The organism is Streptomyces sp. PL-29 (assembly GCF_058344425.1).
Genome location: NZ_CP136996.1, coordinates 6,499,978 through 6,516,117, shown reverse-complemented (window position 1 = coordinate 6,516,117; position 16,140 = coordinate 6,499,978). Strand labels below are relative to the sequence as shown.

At 72.9% G+C, this 16,140-nt stretch carries 17 protein-coding genes; 7 read left to right on the top strand and 10 right to left on the bottom strand.

Features of this window, described 5'->3' with window-relative positions; genetic code table 11:
- Positions 1–48 precede the first annotated feature (48 nt).
- Complete coding sequence (locus R4Z63_RS29695) at positions 49–513, top strand: hypothetical protein (RefSeq protein WP_384448595.1); 465 nt, start codon at positions 49–51, stop codon at positions 511–513.
- A gap of 104 nt (positions 514–617) precedes the next feature.
- Here the strand turns inward: R4Z63_RS29695 and R4Z63_RS29690 are convergent, their stop codons facing one another.
- Both R4Z63_RS29690 and R4Z63_RS29685 read right to left on the bottom strand, forming a co-directional pair.
- On the bottom strand, positions 618–1,664 hold the full coding sequence (locus R4Z63_RS29690; RefSeq protein ID WP_037916814.1) for a PucR family transcriptional regulator: 1,047 nt from the start codon (positions 1,662–1,664) through the stop codon (positions 618–620).
- 209 nt (positions 1,665–1,873) lie between these two features.
- A complete protein-coding gene (locus R4Z63_RS29685) occupies positions 1,874–2,446 on the bottom strand; it encodes a DM13 domain-containing protein (RefSeq protein ID WP_052030099.1) in 573 nt (190 codons plus the stop codon).
- Positions 2,447–2,945: 499 nt separating this feature from the next.
- Between R4Z63_RS29685 and R4Z63_RS29680 the strand changes: the two genes are divergently transcribed.
- Complete coding sequence (locus tag R4Z63_RS29680) at positions 2,946–3,338, top strand: carboxymuconolactone decarboxylase family protein (protein ID WP_037916811.1); 393 nt, start codon at positions 2,946–2,948, stop codon at positions 3,336–3,338.
- Positions 3,339–3,340: 2 nt separating this feature from the next.
- Complete coding sequence (locus R4Z63_RS29675; RefSeq protein ID WP_037916808.1) at positions 3,341–3,568, top strand: hypothetical protein; 228 nt, start codon at positions 3,341–3,343, stop codon at positions 3,566–3,568.
- An 81-nt stretch (positions 3,569–3,649) separates the two neighbouring features.
- Here R4Z63_RS29675 and R4Z63_RS29670 read toward each other — a convergent pair whose 3' ends face one another.
- Both R4Z63_RS29670 and R4Z63_RS29665 read right to left on the bottom strand, forming a co-directional pair.
- Complete coding sequence (locus tag R4Z63_RS29670; protein ID WP_384448591.1) at positions 3,650–4,735, bottom strand: NAD(P)H-dependent flavin oxidoreductase; 1,086 nt, start codon at positions 4,733–4,735, stop codon at positions 3,650–3,652.
- Positions 4,732–5,349: a flavodoxin family protein gene (locus R4Z63_RS29665; protein ID WP_384448588.1), complete on the bottom strand. Its 618-nt coding sequence runs from the start codon at positions 5,347–5,349 to the stop codon at positions 4,732–4,734. Before R4Z63_RS29665 ends, R4Z63_RS29670 begins: the two co-directional genes overlap by 4 nt.
- A gap of 149 nt (positions 5,350–5,498) precedes the next feature.
- Here R4Z63_RS29665 and R4Z63_RS29660 point away from each other — a divergent pair, with 149 nt between their 5' ends.
- Entirely contained in the window at positions 5,499–6,101 is a 603-nt protein-coding gene (locus tag R4Z63_RS29660; RefSeq protein WP_384448586.1) for a TetR/AcrR family transcriptional regulator, read from the top strand.
- 31 nt (positions 6,102–6,132) lie between these two features.
- Here R4Z63_RS29660 and R4Z63_RS29655 read toward each other — a convergent pair whose 3' ends face one another.
- A complete protein-coding gene (locus tag R4Z63_RS29655; RefSeq protein WP_384448583.1) occupies positions 6,133–6,957 on the bottom strand; it encodes a DUF2182 domain-containing protein in 825 nt (274 codons plus the stop codon).
- A gap of 205 nt (positions 6,958–7,162) precedes the next feature.
- Here R4Z63_RS29655 and R4Z63_RS29650 point away from each other — a divergent pair, with 205 nt between their 5' ends.
- Positions 7,163–7,816, top strand: a complete 654-nt coding sequence (locus R4Z63_RS29650; protein ID WP_384448580.1) for a DUF1326 domain-containing protein — start codon at positions 7,163–7,165, stop codon at positions 7,814–7,816.
- 20 nt (positions 7,817–7,836) lie between these two features.
- Here the strand turns inward: R4Z63_RS29650 and R4Z63_RS29645 are convergent, their stop codons facing one another.
- Positions 7,837–8,646 (bottom strand): alpha/beta fold hydrolase, encoded by an 810-nt coding sequence (locus R4Z63_RS29645; RefSeq protein ID WP_384448577.1) that lies wholly within the window; start codon positions 8,644–8,646, stop codon positions 7,837–7,839.
- 469 nt (positions 8,647–9,115) lie between these two features.
- Between R4Z63_RS29645 and R4Z63_RS29640 the strand changes: the two genes are divergently transcribed.
- Both R4Z63_RS29640 and R4Z63_RS29635 read left to right on the top strand, forming a co-directional pair.
- Positions 9,116–10,606, top strand: a complete 1,491-nt coding sequence (locus R4Z63_RS29640; protein WP_384448638.1) for a SulP family inorganic anion transporter — start codon at positions 9,116–9,118, stop codon at positions 10,604–10,606.
- Positions 10,607–10,776: 170 nt separating this feature from the next.
- Positions 10,777–11,433 carry a class I SAM-dependent methyltransferase gene (locus R4Z63_RS29635; RefSeq protein WP_384448574.1) on the top strand — a complete coding sequence of 219 codons (657 nt, stop codon included), beginning with the start codon at positions 10,777–10,779 and terminating at the stop codon, positions 11,431–11,433.
- Here R4Z63_RS29635 and R4Z63_RS29630 read toward each other — a convergent pair.
- The 4 genes from R4Z63_RS29630 to R4Z63_RS29615 form a co-directional block, all read right to left on the bottom strand.
- On the bottom strand, positions 11,403–11,936 hold the full coding sequence (locus tag R4Z63_RS29630; protein ID WP_384448571.1) for a hypothetical protein: 534 nt from the start codon (positions 11,934–11,936) through the stop codon (positions 11,403–11,405). The genes R4Z63_RS29635 and R4Z63_RS29630 overlap by 31 nt on opposite strands.
- The gene (locus R4Z63_RS29625; protein WP_078555893.1) at positions 11,933–13,222 is read right to left on the bottom strand and encodes a molybdopterin-dependent oxidoreductase; all 1,290 of its coding nucleotides are present in this window, start codon (positions 13,220–13,222) and stop codon (positions 11,933–11,935) included. The genes R4Z63_RS29630 and R4Z63_RS29625 overlap by 4 nt, the downstream gene beginning before the upstream one ends.
- A 371-nt stretch (positions 13,223–13,593) precedes the next feature.
- Positions 13,594–13,911, bottom strand: a complete 318-nt coding sequence (locus tag R4Z63_RS29620; RefSeq protein WP_384448567.1) for a hypothetical protein — start codon at positions 13,909–13,911, stop codon at positions 13,594–13,596.
- Between the two features lie 158 nt (positions 13,912–14,069).
- Positions 14,070–15,965 carry an NAD-binding protein gene (locus R4Z63_RS29615; protein WP_037916789.1) on the bottom strand — a complete coding sequence of 632 codons (1,896 nt, stop codon included), beginning with the start codon at positions 15,963–15,965 and terminating at the stop codon, positions 14,070–14,072.
- Between the last annotated feature and the right edge of the window lie 175 nt (positions 15,966–16,140).

Sequence of the window (16,140 nt, the reverse complement as noted above, 5' to 3'; positions counted from 1 at the left end):
GGACGACCTCATGAAGACCCGCGACTCCGACGGCGTCGGGGACCGCCGGTGAACGACGAACCCGTCTTCGTACGACACGCACGGACCCGCCGGTACGTCTACAACCCCCGCAACCCCGTGGGTCGCGCCTTCATCGTCATCGCACCGCTCGTCACGATCGGCATGCTCTCCTCGCTCTACGCCGGCTGGCACTGGAGCGAAGGCGAACTGCGCACGGCCGTCCGCCAGGCCGCCGACGCACTGAACGCCAGGCCCCACTACGCAAGCGGCACCACGGCCCAGGACGACCTCGTCCGCAGCGCCGTCAAGGAGACCGGAACGGGTCCGGGCCACGGGCTGACGGTCCGGGGAAACGGCGCCACCGGCTACACGATCTCCACGGACGACACCACAACGGAGTTCTGCATGCACGTGACCTTGACCCCGGTCGCCCCCGACGAGCCGTATCCCTCGGCCTTCGAACTCCACCACGTCACCGCGACCGTCGACGAGGGCGCCTGCCGGCAGCCGTGACGGGGAACCGGCCTTCGCCCTTGGAGGACGGCGAGCGCCGCTGGACCGTCCCAACCCACGACGCCGGCGGGCGGTGTTGCACGCGCGTCGCCGGGCCCCGATCGTCACTGCTCCTGCTGCGGCCAGTCCAGCAATCGGGCTCCGATGACCGCGGTCTGCAGGGTGTAGCGGTGACGCGGATCACCGGGGTCGGCTCCCGTGAGCTTGTGGATGCGTTCGAGTCGGTAGGTGAAGGCGCGCACGCTCAAGGACAGCGCGCGGGCCGCATCGGTGGCCACACAGCCCGCGTCGAAGTAGGCGTGGAGGGTGTCGATGAGCGGCCTGGCACCGCCCCGGGCCTCCTGGAGCGGGCCGAGAACCGTACTGACCAGATCGGCCATGGCCTGCCGGTCGCGCCCGAGGACCGGGTAGACCAGCAGGTCCGCCGCGTGCAGGACCGGGCCTTCCAAGGCGATGCTCCGGGCGAGGTCGAGGGCGTTGAGGGCCTCCTCGTACGAGTGGACCACTCCCCCGGCGCCCGCGTGCGCCCTGCCGATGGCCACCAGGCCGCCGTCGGTGGCCGCGTAGGCCCGTTTGGCGAAGTACGCGAGGACCTCCGGCCGGTCACCGGGGGCGACGCAGATCAGCCGGCCCTCTTTCGTGGTCAGCAGGATGCTGCGGTTTCCGAAGCGGGCCAGGACGGCCGCTTCTATGCCCCGGACGATGCTGTAGCCGTCCCCGTACGGTTCCGGCCCCTGGGCCACCGCCACCGCGTGGGCCTGGGAGAGGCGCAGCCCGAACCGTTCGGCGCGTTCCGCGAGCCGGCCCAGGTCGCTGCCGCCGTACAGCAGGTCGTCGATGAACTCCCGGCGCGCGGCCTCCTGCTGCCGCACGGCCTGCTGCTGGGCCCGCTCGTAGCCCTCGGCGAAGGCGTCGACCGCATGCTCCACCGCGCCCAGCAGATACGGCAGCTCGCCTGCGGGAAGCTCCGACTGGATGTCGCGGGCGAGGGCCAGGTGGGCCCGCACGAGAGCCCGCAACCCGATACCCGCCTCGGCGGCCCGTTCTCCCGCGTCGCGGCGGGCCTCCAGCTCGCCGCGGGTGAAACGGCGTCCGGTGGCGCAGGCTTCGCGCAGGAGGTCGGCACTGCCCTCCAGGTACTCGTCCGTCATCCGCTGCTCGTCGCTCAACCTTCGCCCCGCCCCTTCGTGCATGTCACTGGCCGGGGGCCAGCCTGCCATGCCCGGGGCCCACGGGGCCGCGCAGGTCAGGCCGCGACCACAGCCGGGCGCCGGGAGTGCACCGGGTGGCCGTCGGCGTGTGCGAGAACGGGACGCATGCGCCGCGAGGACGCGCCGCGCCGGAGCGCGGCCGACATCCGCTACGCCCCGGCGAGTTCCGCCGCCCCGAAGGAGACGTCGAAGCGGTCGCACCAGATCGCCACGCTGGAGTAGTCGGCGAGGTTCACGTCCGCCGGGATCTCGTAGTTCTGGTCGCCCTTGTTGCCCTTGAGCTTGCCCAGGCTGACGTACTTGCCGTCGTCGAACACCCGCCAGCCCGCCACCCCTTCCTTCACCGGGGCGTCGGTCAGCCACACCCGCAGGTCGGGCCCGTTGCTCGTGTCGAGCCCCTCCAGCCGGAGCACGTGGGAGCCGTCTGCCAGCCGGACGACCTTCGCCGTGCCCTTGGTGTCGTGTTCGTGGCTGATGAAGGAACCCTGGCTCAGGGTCCGGGGCGTGGCGGGCGCCGCCGGGGCGGCGGACGCGGACTCCGAAGCGGAACCGCCGGGTGCGCTCGGCGCGCTCGGCGCTGCGGTGGGCAACGCCTCGCTGACCGTCTCGTCCTGCCACAGCTTCCACGGCTGGAACAGGTACAGCCCCACGGCCAGGGCAGCCGTCACCAGCACGGCGACACCCGCCGCCAGAGGCCCGCGCCGACCACGACTCAACTTCATTCCACAACTCCCTGTTCCGCGCCCGACGGGCGATGTACCTACCGTGCGCATTCAACTGGATGCCGGGCCCGCAAACCATTACGCCCGCATTACGGACGCGGGGATGCGCCGCGCGCGGCCTTGCTGCCACGCGCCGGGCGGGAGCGGTCCCTTGCGCACTTAGAGACTCCCGGAGGGCTTCCGCCGGCGGTGGTGGAGATCCTCGACCGGGGAATTCATGGCGAGGCGACCTCCCGTGCCGCGTCCCCGTACTGGTGTGGCCCCGTGGCCCCCGGTGCGTCGTCGAGCATCGAGTGCTGGGCCGCGTGGGGTTTCTCCCCCGTCAGGCCGGCGACGAGTCCGCCGGGGCGGCGCAACGGGGTGGCCGTCGGCCGGGCCGTCGCGTCTGACCTGCGTCGCGGCGCCCCGGCGGGGGCGCTCAGGGGTCGCAGGCGTCGTCGGCGGGTTCTAGCGTGGAGTGAGGGGTGTCGGTTTCTCCCGGCTGAGAGGAGTGGTTGACATGGCGGGCCGCACCCGGAGCGAAGTCGAGTCGGAGATCAAGGAGACCTTGGGTCTTGTACCTCATTTCTTCTCCCGCATCCCCGACGAGTTGCTGGACCACGAGTGGGAGATCTTCAAGAGGATCGAGCTCGGGGAGACGCTCATCCCGAACAAGTACAAGGAGCTCATCGGGATCGCGTTGCACTCGGAGACGAAGTGCCGTTACTGCACCCTCTTCCACACCGAAGCGGCGAAGCTGTTCGGTGCCACGGACGAGGAGATCCAGGAAGCCGTCCACTACGCGAAGAACAGCCTCGGCTGGAGCGGCTACCTCAACGGCATCCGTGAGGACTACGACGACTTCGAGCAGGAACTCGGGCAGATCAAGGAATACCTCGCGTCGAAGGGCTGATCATGCAACTGGAGTGGGCCCGGCCCGGAGTCCTGAAGGCGACCGCTCACGCCGTCGAGTTCGCCGCGCTGGTGGCGGCCGCCCGCTTCGTGGCCGAGTCCGCTCCCCCCGACATACCCGAGGAGTCGCTGCGGCAGCTCCGGCACATCCTGCGCGACTACGACGCCCAGGCACGCCGTCTGCGGGACGCGCCGTCTCCCCCGGGGCCGCACGGCACGGGGCGGCGGTGAGGACGCCGTGAGCAGGCCGCCCTGAGCGGCGGCTGCTCCGCGACGCGCACCCTGCCGCCCGTGCGGCGAGGGTCCGGCCGGTCAGGCTCCCCGGCGGCTCCGCTCCCGCACGTCGGCCATGAGCCGGTCGAGGAACTCCGCCGCGCCGAGGGCACCGACGGCCAGGGCCGCGGCCTGGCCGGCCCACAGGCTGCCGAGGTCCGCCTGCCCCTGGACGCCGGCCTCGTGGCGGACGGGCTGCATCAAGGCGCTCTGCACGGGGTACCGGGGCACGGTCTCCTCGTACGGGGCCATGTCGCGGACGAACCGGTTCACGATTCCGCGGGCGGTCCGGCCCGTGAAGAGACGCGTGAGGACGGTGGTGCGCGCCTCCGGTGAGCCCAGGGCGCGTTTGTGGGCCTCGCTCGCCCCCGATTCGCGCGTGGCGAGGAAGGCCGTGCCGATCTGGACAGCGTCGGCGCCCAGGCCGAGGGCCGCGGCGACTCCCCGGCCGTCGGCGATCCCGCCGGCGGCGATGACGGGGACGCGTACGGCGTCGGCGACCTGGGGCACCAGCGAGAACGTCCCCACGAGCGACTCCCGCACCGGCCGCAGGAAGGCGCCCCGATGCCCACCGGCGTCGGCGCCGGAGGCCACGACGGCGTCAACGCCCGCCTGCTCCAGTACGACGGCCTCGTCCACGGTGGTGGCCGTGCCGATCACCGCGATGCCTCGGCGGCGGGCCTCGTCCATGACCCTGCGGGGCGGGACACCCATCACGAAGCTGATGACCGGGGGCGCGGCCGCGAGCAGCGCGTCCACCTGGGCGTCGAAGTCCGGCCCCGGCCTGACGTCCTCGGCCGCGACCGGGCGCAGCCCGAGTTCGTCGTAGTAGGGGCGCAGCCGCCCGATGTGGGGGGCCAGTGCGGCAGGGTCCGGCCACGGTCCGGCCTCGCCCGGCTGGGGGACCCAGAGGTTGACGGCGAACGGGCGGCCGGTGCGGGCCTTCAGCTGCCGGACGAGGTCCGTGATCTGCTCCGGGGCCAGGACGTGCGCACCGTAGGAACCCAGCCCTCCCTTCTCGGAGACCGCCGCGGCCAGGGCGACCGAGGACAGCCCCCCGCCGAACGGGCCCTGCACGACGGGCAGCTCGACGCCCAGCAGGTCACCGAGGCGTCCGGCGTTCACGCGGTCACCGCCAGGGCTTCGACGGCCCGGCGGCCGTGGGCGAACTGCAGTGCGGTCCGGGCGACGTGTTCGCCGAGATGCCGCGCGGTGCGCAGATCGGCCTCCGCGGGCGACTCCTGCGGACCGAGATCGGAGGGCGACTGCGCCATGGCGCCCACGAACGAGCCCAGCCGGTTGAGGTCTTCGGGGCTGCCGTCGGAGCTGTAGATCCAGCCGGGCGGCAGGCCCAGCGGAACCCAGTGCATCCCGTGCTGCGCCGCCAGGACCGTGAGTGACAGCAGTGCGTTGTCCTTGTTGCCGTTCGCCCCGGCCGAGTTGGTGAACCCGGCGGCGAGCTTGCCCTGCCAGCCGCGTGCGGCCCAGACGGGGGCGCCGGCCTCCGCGAAGCGCTGGAACGCCGCCGAGGTGGCGCCCATGTACGTGGGGGAGCCGAAGACGATCGCCTCCGCCTCGGCCAGGGCCGCCCACAGGCCCTCGTCGAGGGTGGAGACGTCCCGCAGGTCCGCCCGGACTCCGGGCACCGCAGCGGCGCCCTCCGCCACGGCCGCGGCCTGCCGGGCGGTATGCCCGTGGCCGCTGTGGTAAGCGATGACGACAGAGATGGGTGCGGACACGGCGGCCCTCCAGAAAGTGGTGTGCCCCGGGGACGGGGTGAACGGTCGGCCGGACGCGGGGACCGGCTTCGAGAACACCATAGACGACCGGTCAACTAAAACACCACCGGTGGCGGCGCCGAGGAGTTGACCGACCGTATACTCCGGCCATGGGACGGATCAGCACCGCGCGCGAGCGGCTCCTCGACGCCACGGGCGAACTCATGCAGCACCGGGGGTACAGCAGCCTGGGCGTGGCAGAGATCTGCGCCGCGGCCGAGGTCAAGAAGGGCAGCTTCTACCACTTCTTCGCCTCGAAACAGGACCTCACCCTGCAAGCGGTCAACGCCTACTGGGAGGACCAGCGCCGCGTCTGGACCGCCGAGCTGAACAGCCCGGATCCCGCCCTGGTCCGGCTCCGCCGGCTGTTGGAGGGCATGGCGCAGGCCCAGCGGCACCGGAGGGAGAGCTGCGGCACGGTCGACGGCTGCCTGCTGGGGAACCTCGCCCTCGAACTGAGCACCCAGGAGCCGGACGTCCGCGCCAGGCTGGAGGAGATCTTCGACGAGCAGACCGCGCTGATCTGCGCCCTGCTCGGTGAGGCCGCGGACGCGGGCGACATTCCGCGCGAGCGGGCCGACGCGTCGGTGGCGCGCGCGGTGATCGCCCACCTGGAGGGCCTGGTGATGTTCGCCAAGCTCAAGAACGATCCCGCGGTCCTCGACCCCCTCTGGCCGCACACGCTGCTGCTGGTCACCGCCGCGAGGCCGTAGGGAGCCCCGGCCCGCACCAGGGGCGGCCCCGTCAGCCCATGTCCATCTGCTCACCGGAGGGGCTCAGGCCCGGCACCAGGGCGTCCTGGAAGAGGCCGAGGGCCGTCACGACGGCCAGGACCACGAACAGCACACCGACCACGTTGGCCAGGACCGGCCCTCGGCTCCAGAGCTTCTCCACGAAGATGACCACCGAGACCGCCGCCATCGCCGCGATGTTCATGGCGCCGAGCGGCACGAGGACGAGCATCAGGCCCCAGCAGCAACCCACGCAGTACAGACCGTGGTGGATCCCCACCCTCAGGTCCCGGGCGACCGGGCGGAAGGCCGCGTAGCGTACCAACTGGGCCAGCGGACTGCGGCAGTGACGCAGGCAGACGTCCTTGAGCGGACCGAGCTGCTGCAGCCCGGCGAGCAGGAAAGCGGCGGCACCGATCCAGCGGCCGACCGCCGGATGCGCGTCCACGGCGTCCCCGGTCAGCGCGAGAACGCCGTAGGCGATCAGTCCGAAGAGCGTCCACGCGACCAGGTAGCCACAGGCGAACTGCGCGACCCGGGCCGCCCGCCCCCACCCCGACGCCTGGCGCCCGATGGACCGGGCCCAGGTCACGGCGACCGGTGCCACGGAAGGAAACATCATCGCGGCCATCATGACCGCCCACAGCAGCAGGAAGAGCGGGAGAGCCATGCCCATCGTCCCCGCCGAGACCCCCATGTCACCGGACTGGGCCACGATGACGAGCCAGCAGAGCAGGGCGATCAGGGCCATCACCGACCAGGCGACGGCCATCGTGCGTGCCGGGAGAAGATTGCCGGGCCGCAACGGAGGCAAGCTACGGGCCGCGTCACGCGCCATGGCTACAGCGCAGCACACGAACACGCGGCGCGCACGCCGGCAGCGGTGCCACGGAATGCGATCAACGGTCCGGGCGAGAAGGATGGGATCCAGAGCCCGGCATGCCGGGTAGGCACAGGGCTGGAACCTCCCCCTCCCACCCGGTCGACCGGTGGCCGTGGCCGGTACCCGCATCACCCGGGTCCGGGCGCGAGGAGGTGGCGGCATGACCGAGACGACACAGACGATTCCCGCCTGGCACGTGTCCGGCGACTGGTTCGACACCTGCAGGTGCGACATTCCGTGCCCGTGCTCGTTCGCCCAGCCCCCCACCTACGGGGAGTGTGACGGGGTGCTCGCCTGGCACGTCCGCGAGGGCCACTACGGGGACGTCCGACTGGACGGGCTCAACGTCCTCATGGTGGCCTCCTTCGTCGGCAACGTCTGGGCCGAGCACTCCGACGCGTACGGGGCGGTCTTCCTTGACGAGCGGGCCGACGAGCAGCAGCGCGAAGCCCTTCAGATGATCTTCGGTGGGCAGGCGGGCAGCTGGCCGCAGCAGATGCTCACCATGTTCGCGGGCGAGATGAAAGGTATGGACGTCGCCCCCATCGCCTTCGAGGCCGACGACGACCTCGGCGGCTGGCGGGTCTCCGTACCCGGAAAGGTCGAGGCGAGCGCCGTCGCCCTCACCGGCCCGACGACACCCGAGGGCGCGCGAGTGCAGTCGACCAACCTGCCCGGTTCCGAGACCGGCCCCGGCCAGGTGGCGACGTGGGGCCGCACCACGGTCAACCGCGCGGACGCGTTCGGCTTCCGGTGGGACCGCGAAGGCCGGTCGAGCAAGCACATCACCTTCGACTGGACCGGGCCCGACTGAACCCGTCCGGTGCCCGGTCGTCACCGGCCACCGGCCACCGGCTCGGGGTGAGCGCTGCAGAAGGCCCGGACGGCCAGGCCGAACTCCTCGGGCCGTTCCAGGTTGCTGACGTGCCCGGCGCCCGGAATCACGACGAGTTCGGCCGCCGGGATCGCCTGCCGGAACTGCCGCGCGACGGACAGCGGCGACCGTGCGTCCCGCTCTCCCCAGAGCAGGAGGGTGGGCACCGAGACGGTGGCCAGCACGTCCCGCAGGTCCGCCTCGGCCATGAGGGCCAGCTGTGTCCGGAAGGTCCGCGGCCGCACGGCGGCCGCCAGCTCGGCCAGCAGGGACAGGTAGGCGGCGGGCGGCTCGCCGGCGAACAGGCCGGGCAGGGTCGGATCGAACGCGTCGCGCGGCGCGGCCAGCATCCGGCGCACGCCGGCGGCCCGGGCCCGGACCTCGTCCGCCGGAAGGGAGCCCGCCCAGCCCGCGTAGGTGTCGGCGAGGATCAGCGTCCTCACGAGGTCCGGACGGCGGCGGTAGAACTCCAGGGCGACCGTGCCGCCCCAGGAGAGACCGGCGACGTGCGCCGGACCCAGCCGCAGGGCCTCGACCACCGCCGCCAGACAGCGGGCGTAGTCGGCGAGCCCGAAGGACTCCGGAACGTCGCCGGAGCGGCCCGCTCCCGGTTCGTCCCAGGCCACGACCGTGAACGCGTCCGCCAGCGCTTCGACCTGCGGCCGCCAGACACGGGCGTCCTCTCCCGCGCCGTGGAGGAACACCAGGGGCGGTCCCTCGCCGGCCCGGTCGTACGCGACCTCCACCCCGTCGACCCGCACCGTCGCCATGTGCTTCAGGATAGGCCCGTCCCTCCTCCGCGGCGCCGAACACCGGCCGCGGCCACGGGCGGAGCGCGCTCCGGCCGCCCCCGGCGGACCCGGGCGGCACCGATCCCCGCTCCGCCGTCACGGTATGGTGTCTGGTGGTGCGGACGGCCCGGCGGTCGTCCCGCCGGCTACCGTGCCGGGGCCTATGGCGCCCCCGGCGAGTTCCGATCCGTGCAGGAGGGAAGCGTGGGCGAGCGCATGACGTTCGACGCCGCCTGCCCGCCGTGACGCTCCGCACCCGGTAGCACCCCCCGTACTCCTCGCCCGCAGGGGCAGACATCCTTCCCCGGCATGCCCGCTCCGGGCCCGTCGGAGCCGCCCGCCGGGTTGCCCCGCCGCCCGGCGCCCTCCTGCCCGCCCCGTCCCCCGCCGGGCAGGCTGCCCCCGAACACGACAGGTCCCGTCTCCTTTGTCTTCTGCCGCCACTGCTGTGTCCCCGGCCGCCCGTCTGCGCGGCCTGAAGCCCGACTGGATCTCCGACCCGAAGGTCTGGCGCACCGAGGTGCTCGGCGGGCTGGTCGTCGCGCTGGCCCTGATCCCCGAGGCGATCTCCTTCTCGATCATCGCCGGCGTCGATCCGGCACTCGGCCTGTTCGCCTCGTTCACGATGGCCGTCGTCATCTCGATCGTCGGCGGTCGGCGGGCGATGATCTCCGCCGCCACGGGCGCCGTCGCACTTGTCATCGCCCCGCTGAACCGCGAGCACGGTCTGGGTTACCTCATCGCGGCCGTCATCCTGGCCGGCGTCTTTCAGATCGTGCTCGGCGCGCTGGGGGTGGCACGGCTGATGCGGTTCATCCCCCGTTCCGTCATGGTCGGCTTCGTCAACTCGCTGGCCATCCTGATCTTCATGGCCCAGGTGCCCGAGATGCTGGACGTGCCCTGGGCCGTCTATCCGCTGATCGCCGCCGGCCTGGCGCTCATGGTGTTCTTCCCGAGGGTCACCACCGTGGTCCCGGCCCCGCTGGTCTCCATCGTCGTCCTGACCGTGATCACCGTCGCGGCCGCCATCTCGGTGCCCACGGTGGGCGACAAGGGCGAGCTGCCCTCGTCCCTCCCGGTGCCGGGCCTGCCGGACGTGCCGTTCACCCTGGACACGCTGTCGACGATCGCCCCGTACGCCTTCGCCATGGCCCTGGTCGGCCTGATGGAGTCGCTGATGACGGCGAAGCTGGTCGACGACATCACCGACACCCATTCCGACAAGACCCGCGAGTCGATCGGCCAGGGCATCGCGAACGTCGTCACCGGCTTCTTCGGCGGCATGGGGGGCTGCGCCATGATCGGCCAGACGATGATCAACGTGAAGGTCTCCGGCGCCCGTACCCGCCTGTCGACCTTCCTGGCGGGCGCGTTCCTCATGGTGCTGTGCATCGTCTTCGGCCCGGTCGTCTCCGACATCCCCATGGCCGCCCTGGTCGCGGTCATGATCATGGTGTCGCTGGCGACGTTCGACTGGCACTCGGTCGCGCCGAAGACGCTCCGGCGGATGCCCGCGGGTGAGATCTCGGTCATGGTGATCACCGTCGCGTGCGTGGTCGCCACCCACAACCTCGCCGTCGGCGTCGTCGTCGGCTCCGTGACCGCCATGATCATCTTCGCCAAGCGTGTCGCACACCTCGCCGAGGTCACCGCGCTGCCCGACCCCGACGGGAAGAGCGTTGTCTACCGCGTCACCGGTGAGCTGTTCTTCGCCTCCTCCAACGATCTCGTCGGTCGCTTCGGCTACGCCTCCGACCCCGACCGGATCGTCATCGACCTGAGTGAGGCGCACATCTGGGACGCCTCCTCCGTCGCCGCCCTGGACGCGATCGAAACCAAGTACGCCCAGCGCGGCAAGACCGTCGAGATCACCGGCCTGAACGACCCGAGCTCCGACCTCCACGGCAAGCTCACCGGGGAACTCGCCGGCAGCCACTGACACGGCGCGCGGACGGACGACCGGAGCCCCGGCCCCTGCGGCCGGGGCTCCGTCCCGTCCGCGCCGCCCCGTCCGGGCCGGTGGGCGGGGTCCGGGCCGGGCCCGGTCCGATCGGGTGGATCCGCCCCGCACGGCGCAGTGCGGGCCGGCCCCGCGGCTAGAGATGGGACGTGATCGTCCACGACCCCGAAGGATGGAACAGCGGCCCCTACGCGGCGGCGATCCGCACGCAGCAGGGTGATCTTTCGCTGCGGGACGCCGAGGGCTGGTGTCTGCCGCTGGACGTCGAGCGGTGGTGTGCACGGGCGGACGTCGGCGATCGTGCCGTGCTGCGGCGGTGCCGGGGCCGGGTGCTGGACATCGGCTGCGGGGCCGGCCGGCTCGTGGAGGCGCTGACGCGCCGCGGGCACACCGTGCTCGGCATCGACGTGTGCTCGTCGGCGGTCAGCTCCACGGTGGGCCGAGGAGGCGCCGCGCTGCGCAGGTCGGTGTTCGACCCGCTGCCCGACGAGGGCGGATGGGGAACGGCTCTGCTGATCGACGGGAACATCGGCATCGGTGGTGATCCCCGCAGGCTGCTGCGCAGGATCAGGGGTCTGGTGCACGGACAGGGGCTGCTCCTGGTGGAGACCGCCGCGGCGGACGTGGACGAGCGCCGCCGGGTCCGCGTCCACGCAGGCCGCCACCCCGCGGGCGCCGTCTTCCCCTGGGCGGCCGTCGGCGCCTCGGCGCTGGACCGTCACGCCACCGCGTCGGGGTGGACGGCGACCGAGCGGTGGTCCTCCGCCGGGGGCCGTCACTTCGTGGCCCTGCGCGCCCGGGCCTGAGCCCGCGCGGCGCGCCTGCCGGCCCTGGTGCCGTGCCACATCCGTACGAGGAGGACGGCCGCCGAGGCGGCGAAGAGAGCGGCCGTGATCAGCAGCCAGCGCGTCAGGAAGACGTCGGCGGGAAGGGCCGTGGCCGCCGTGAAGTGGTCCACCCGGCGCAGGACGAGCGGCCACCAGACGAGCAGCAGGACACCGGCGACGAAAGCGGGGACCCGCACGTAGTTGACGCTCACCCGCACCGCGCCATGCCCGGCGCCCGAAGGCCCGCACCAGGCCTGCACCGCCCGGTCCGTCACCGAGTACAGCGGCAGCAGCACCAGGTCGTGCACCAGCGCCGCTCCGACGAACCACAGGGCCACGCCGATGCTGTCTCCCCTGAGGAGTCGCACGCCCGCGTAGAGGGCGAGAGCGAAGGAGGCGAGGACGAGGAGGAGGTGGAGCGGGGAGGCGCCGTAGCGGCGGCGGAAGGCGAACGTGCCCGCGAGCGGGAGGCGGAATGTCATGCCTGCTCCCCGAAGGTGAGGCGGGTGACCCACTTCGTGTTGTGCACACCGGGTGCACCGGGGACGATCACGCGGGCCGGGTAGCCGTGGTCGGCGGAGAGGACGGCACCGTTGACGCGCACGGCGAGGAGCGAGCGCGCGTCCCTGGCCTGGTTGTCGCGCAGGACCACGGAGCTGAACGACCCGCCGCGCTGCACCGACTCCACCAGGACCTTCGGGGTGTCCGTGCCGAGCCCGACAAGAGCCGCCAGGTCGGTGAGGCGGACCCCGGCCCAGTCCTGGTCGGATGTCGACCAGCCCTCCACGCAGGCGATCGGCAGGGACGATCGGCTCTGGGGCAGGGCCAGCAGCTGGCCGTAGGTCAGGTCCACCTGTCGGCCCGCACCGCGGACGGTCAGCCGCCAGGCGGGGCCGATGTCGCTGGGCCGGATGCCCACGGAGGCCGCGGTCTTGTTGATCTGAAAGCCGTTGGGCCCGGAGCCGGGCTCCTGTCCGTGCGGGGCGAGCAGCGCCGTCTGCCGGAACCAGCCGCCCACGCTCTGGCCGGCCGTGACCACCAGCAGCGCCAGTGATCCGAGCCCGACCATGCCCAGGGCGCCCCGGCGGGAGATCGTCGGCGCCGCCGGGCGGGGCGAGACCAGTCCGGCCGCCTCGGGCGCACCGGCCGCCGGCTCCCGCCCCCGGCGCCGCACCGCGCGCAGGGCCCTCGGCAGGCGGAAGACGACGTGGACCACGAAGGCCCCGATGAACACCCAGGCCCCGTAGAAGTGCAGCACGTAGAAGGAGCCCGGGAAGATGTAGTGCAACTGGACGTTGAGGATGCCGGTGACGAACTCGAAACCGGCGCCTCCGACCAACAGGAGCAGGGACAGCCGCTCGATGCCGTGGGCGACCGACCGCACCGGGGGCCACTCGAACAGCTTGGGGATCACCGACCACAGCTTCGCCAGGAGCACCGGTACCAGGACCACGCCGAGCGTGACGTGCACCCCCTGCGTGACCCGGTAGAGCCAGTACGGGGAGGTCGGCCAGGAGAACAGGTAGAAGCCGAGCCACCCCTTGTCCGGGGTCTGGTCGTTGCGGACCGCCAGGTCCGGGTTGTACGCCGCGTAGGAGACCAGCCCCGTCACGAACAGGACGGTGATCCCGGCAAGGAGGACCAGCCCGAGCACCGAGGTCAGCCACGGGCCGCGCAGCGGGCTGCGCCAGAAGGCCGGACGCGAGGGTCCGGGCGGCGGACCGGCCGTCCGCGCGGCCTCCAGAGCCGATCGGAACCGCTCCGGCAAGCTGGGCCTGGACTCGTCCGGCTCCCCGCCCGCCGGGCGTGTCGACGTGTCCGCTTCGCCGTTCTCCCGCGGTCCCGAATGCCCTGGCCCCCTTGATTCCGGCGAGGGCCGCGGCGCCTCCTCGGGACCGTGCTGCCCGCTACCGCTCGCGCCCAAGGGACACCTCCGCAGACTCCCGCAATCGAGGGGTTCGGGACATCGCCCGCCGAGGAGAAGATGCCGCACCGGGGCCCTGAGCGCCCTCGTGACACGCCAGACCCGGGAGCGAGTCGCCACGGGTGTGGTCCCCGGCTCCCGCCCGGCGGGACGGTGCGGTGCGCCGGCCGCGGTGGCGCCGGCCCCGCGGTGTCAGCGGGCGCGTCCGCGTACGGTCACCGCCTCCCCTCCGGATCCGGGCGACGGCCGCGCGCCGCGGCCTGCAGGAAGAACACCGCGGCCACGACGCCGAACGCCACCCCGATGGCCGTGCACGCCGTGGTCAGACCGGCGGGGGCGTCCAGCATGCGCGGCACGGTGTTGAGGCATGCCTGGGCGTAGAGGCCGAGCATGGCGTAGGCGTAGGGCCTGGCCACGACTCGACTGTGGAGCCTCGCCGGAGTCCACCCGCGCAGGAGTGCGACGGGGAGCGGAAGCAGGAGGAGCGTCGCCGCCGCCAGAAGGGCGGCGGGGACGGCCGGATGTGCGTTCATGGGTACCTCTCTGGTGCGGCTGCCCACACTAGGTCCGGACCACCTGCCGGCCCCATGCCGGAGTCCGGCAGTCTCGGCGCCCTGTCACTGCCGCCGGTCACGGCCGCTGGCCACGGCCTCCCGGACGCTGCTGCCGCACGCCGGCCGGAGGAGCCGGCTCAGGTCCCGGAGGCGGAGACGGCGCCGCGGCCGAGCAGCTCGGCCAGTCCCCGGCGGGTGGCCGCCAGGACCACCCGGTCCTGCGCCTTGAGGACGTACCCGGGGTGCAGGTCCCAGACCAGGCCCGCCTGGGTGAGCCGGCTGTCCTCGGGTGCCGCGGCCAGGTCGGGACGCCGGTCCTCGGGGGCAGTGGTGTCCAGCGCGATCACACGCCAGGCACCGGGCCGGAAGGACTCCGCGATGGTCCGCCCCTCCAGCTGTGGATGGCCGGCCACCACGAGCGCGGCGAACAGCAGCACGCGGCGCTCGACCGGGATCGCCCCCAGGACCTGCCGGCCCATCATCGCGCCGGCGAAGGCGGGTGCCGCCAGGTGGGTCACGCTGCGGCTGCGGGTGAGAGCGGCGGGGTGGGTGGCGCGCAGGGTGCGGTAGACGGCGGTGGCGAAGTCGTCCTCGTACAGGCGCATCACGACACGCAGATCGGGCCGGACCGCCCGCGCGTACAGGGCGGCCTCCAGGTTGGTGATGTCCGCACTGGTCAGGGCGAGCAGGGAGTGCGCCCTGCCGACCCGTGCCGCGTCGAGCACCCCCTCTTCGGTGACGTCGCCGAGGACGACCGGTACGCGCAGCCGGCGGGCGAGTTCGATACCGCGGGCCTCCGGATCGGATTCCACGCACACCACGGGGATCTCCAGCTCCCGCAGTCGGGCCAGCACCCGTGTCCCGATCTTGCCGAGCCCCAGCAACACGACATGGCCGGAGGTCCTGCGGGCCGGCCGGCGCAGCGCGGTCGCGGTCCGGAAGGCCCCCAGGCCCTCAAGCGCCGCCGCCACGAGGACCGGCAGCAGGAGCAGGCCCACGAATCCGGCGAGGATCTGCAGCGTCTTGCGCTCGGGCGGCTCGTCCACCGCCGGGTCGTTGATCGCGAAGATGTCGAGGAGGGTGATGTAGGCCCCGTGCAAGAGGTGGTCCCCGGTGGTGATCCAGGACGCCACCGCCAGTGCGGCCACGGCCGCGAGTATCCCTGCCAGGGACCAGCGCAGCCGTCGGGAGAACAACGAGGCGACGGGCAGGGACGCCCCCGCCAGACGGCCTGCCGCCATGGCGGGGCCGATGGGGGACACCGCTTCCAGGGCCACGATCCCGCGGCCGGTCGCGCCGGCGACCGCCCGGTCGTCGGGCAGCAGTTGCGGTCCGCGGTCACCGCTGTGTTCCGAGCCCTCCGTGCCGGCCGGGTCGCCCGTGGTCGCCGACAGCAGGGCGAGGGTGCACAGGCCCGGGTCCGCGACCTGGCCCGGGCCCGGCGGCGTGCGTTCGACCGCCCTCAGCAGCAGGCCGTCAGCCTGCACGATCTTGCTGGTGCCGGCGACGGCAGAGGCGGCCAGGGCCGGTGCGGCGGTGTCGGCGTCGGACAGGACCGTGGTCGACACGTCCAGTTCCTGCGGGTCCAGTCCGGGCTCGGCGATGATCGCCGCCTGGTCGAACAGCTCCTCCAGGTGCTGTCCCAACTTGCGGTTGTAGAGCCTGATCACCAGCCGGAGCCGGGGGTTGAGGCGTCGGGCCACCAGCGCCGCCCGTACGTTGGTCTCGTCGTCCTCGTACACCAGCGCCAGGGCGGCGGCCCGCCGCACTCCGGCCTCGGCCAGCAACTCCTCGTCCGGTTCGGCCCCTTGCACGACACGCAGGTACGGTTCCGTCTGCTCGGTCCCCGGCAGACGGGAGCTCCGGGCCACGGGTACCCGCCCGAGCAGTCCGAGGGCCCGCCCGGACCGCCGCCCCACCGCCGGCTGCGGTGCGCGGGCCTCGGGCACCACGAGCGTCACCCGCTCGCGGTAGACGTCGCGGAGTTCGCCGGCGAGCCGCCTGGCCAGACCGTCGTCGCCGCAGACGACCATCCAGCCGCCGGGCGTGGGAAGGGGGGACCGAGAGAGATTCGACACCGCCCAAGAATGCCTCGTCAGGAGGGCAGTTGTCGCCGCGGGTCCGGATCATGCGCCGGTCGCCGCAGGGCCATGCCGGCCCCGGTAACGGATCCGCCGGCTGCCCGCGCCGGACCGCCTTCGGCCGGGC

Bases quoted from the DNA above. Each gene is read 5' to 3' on its own strand.
- R4Z63_RS29655 (WP_384448583.1), bottom strand. From the start codon at position 6,957: ATGGCGCGTGACGCGGCCCGTAGCTTGCCTCCGTTGCGGCCCGGCAAT.
- R4Z63_RS29615 (WP_037916789.1), bottom strand. From the start codon at position 15,965: ATGGTCGTCTGCGGCGACGACGGTCTGGCCAGGCGGCTCGCCGGCGAA.
- R4Z63_RS29620 (WP_384448567.1), bottom strand. From the start codon at position 13,911: ATGAACGCACATCCGGCCGTCCCCGCCGCCCTTCTGGCGGCGGCGACG.
- R4Z63_RS29680 (WP_037916811.1), top strand. From the start codon at position 2,946: ATGGCGGGCCGCACCCGGAGCGAAGTCGAGTCGGAGATCAAGGAGACC.
- R4Z63_RS29690 (WP_037916814.1), bottom strand. From the start codon at position 1,664: ATGACGGACGAGTACCTGGAGGGCAGTGCCGACCTCCTGCGCGAAGCC.
- R4Z63_RS29675 (WP_037916808.1), top strand. From the start codon at position 3,341: ATGCAACTGGAGTGGGCCCGGCCCGGAGTCCTGAAGGCGACCGCTCAC.
- R4Z63_RS29685 (WP_052030099.1), bottom strand. From the start codon at position 2,446: ATGAAGTTGAGTCGTGGTCGGCGCGGGCCTCTGGCGGCGGGTGTCGCC.
- R4Z63_RS29650 (WP_384448580.1), top strand. From the start codon at position 7,163: ATGACCGAGACGACACAGACGATTCCCGCCTGGCACGTGTCCGGCGAC.
- R4Z63_RS29630 (WP_384448571.1), bottom strand. From the start codon at position 11,936: ATGACATTCCGCCTCCCGCTCGCGGGCACGTTCGCCTTCCGCCGCCGC.
- R4Z63_RS29645 (WP_384448577.1), bottom strand. From the start codon at position 8,646: ATGGCGACGGTGCGGGTCGACGGGGTGGAGGTCGCGTACGACCGGGCC.
- R4Z63_RS29660 (WP_384448586.1), top strand. From the start codon at position 5,499: ATGGGACGGATCAGCACCGCGCGCGAGCGGCTCCTCGACGCCACGGGC.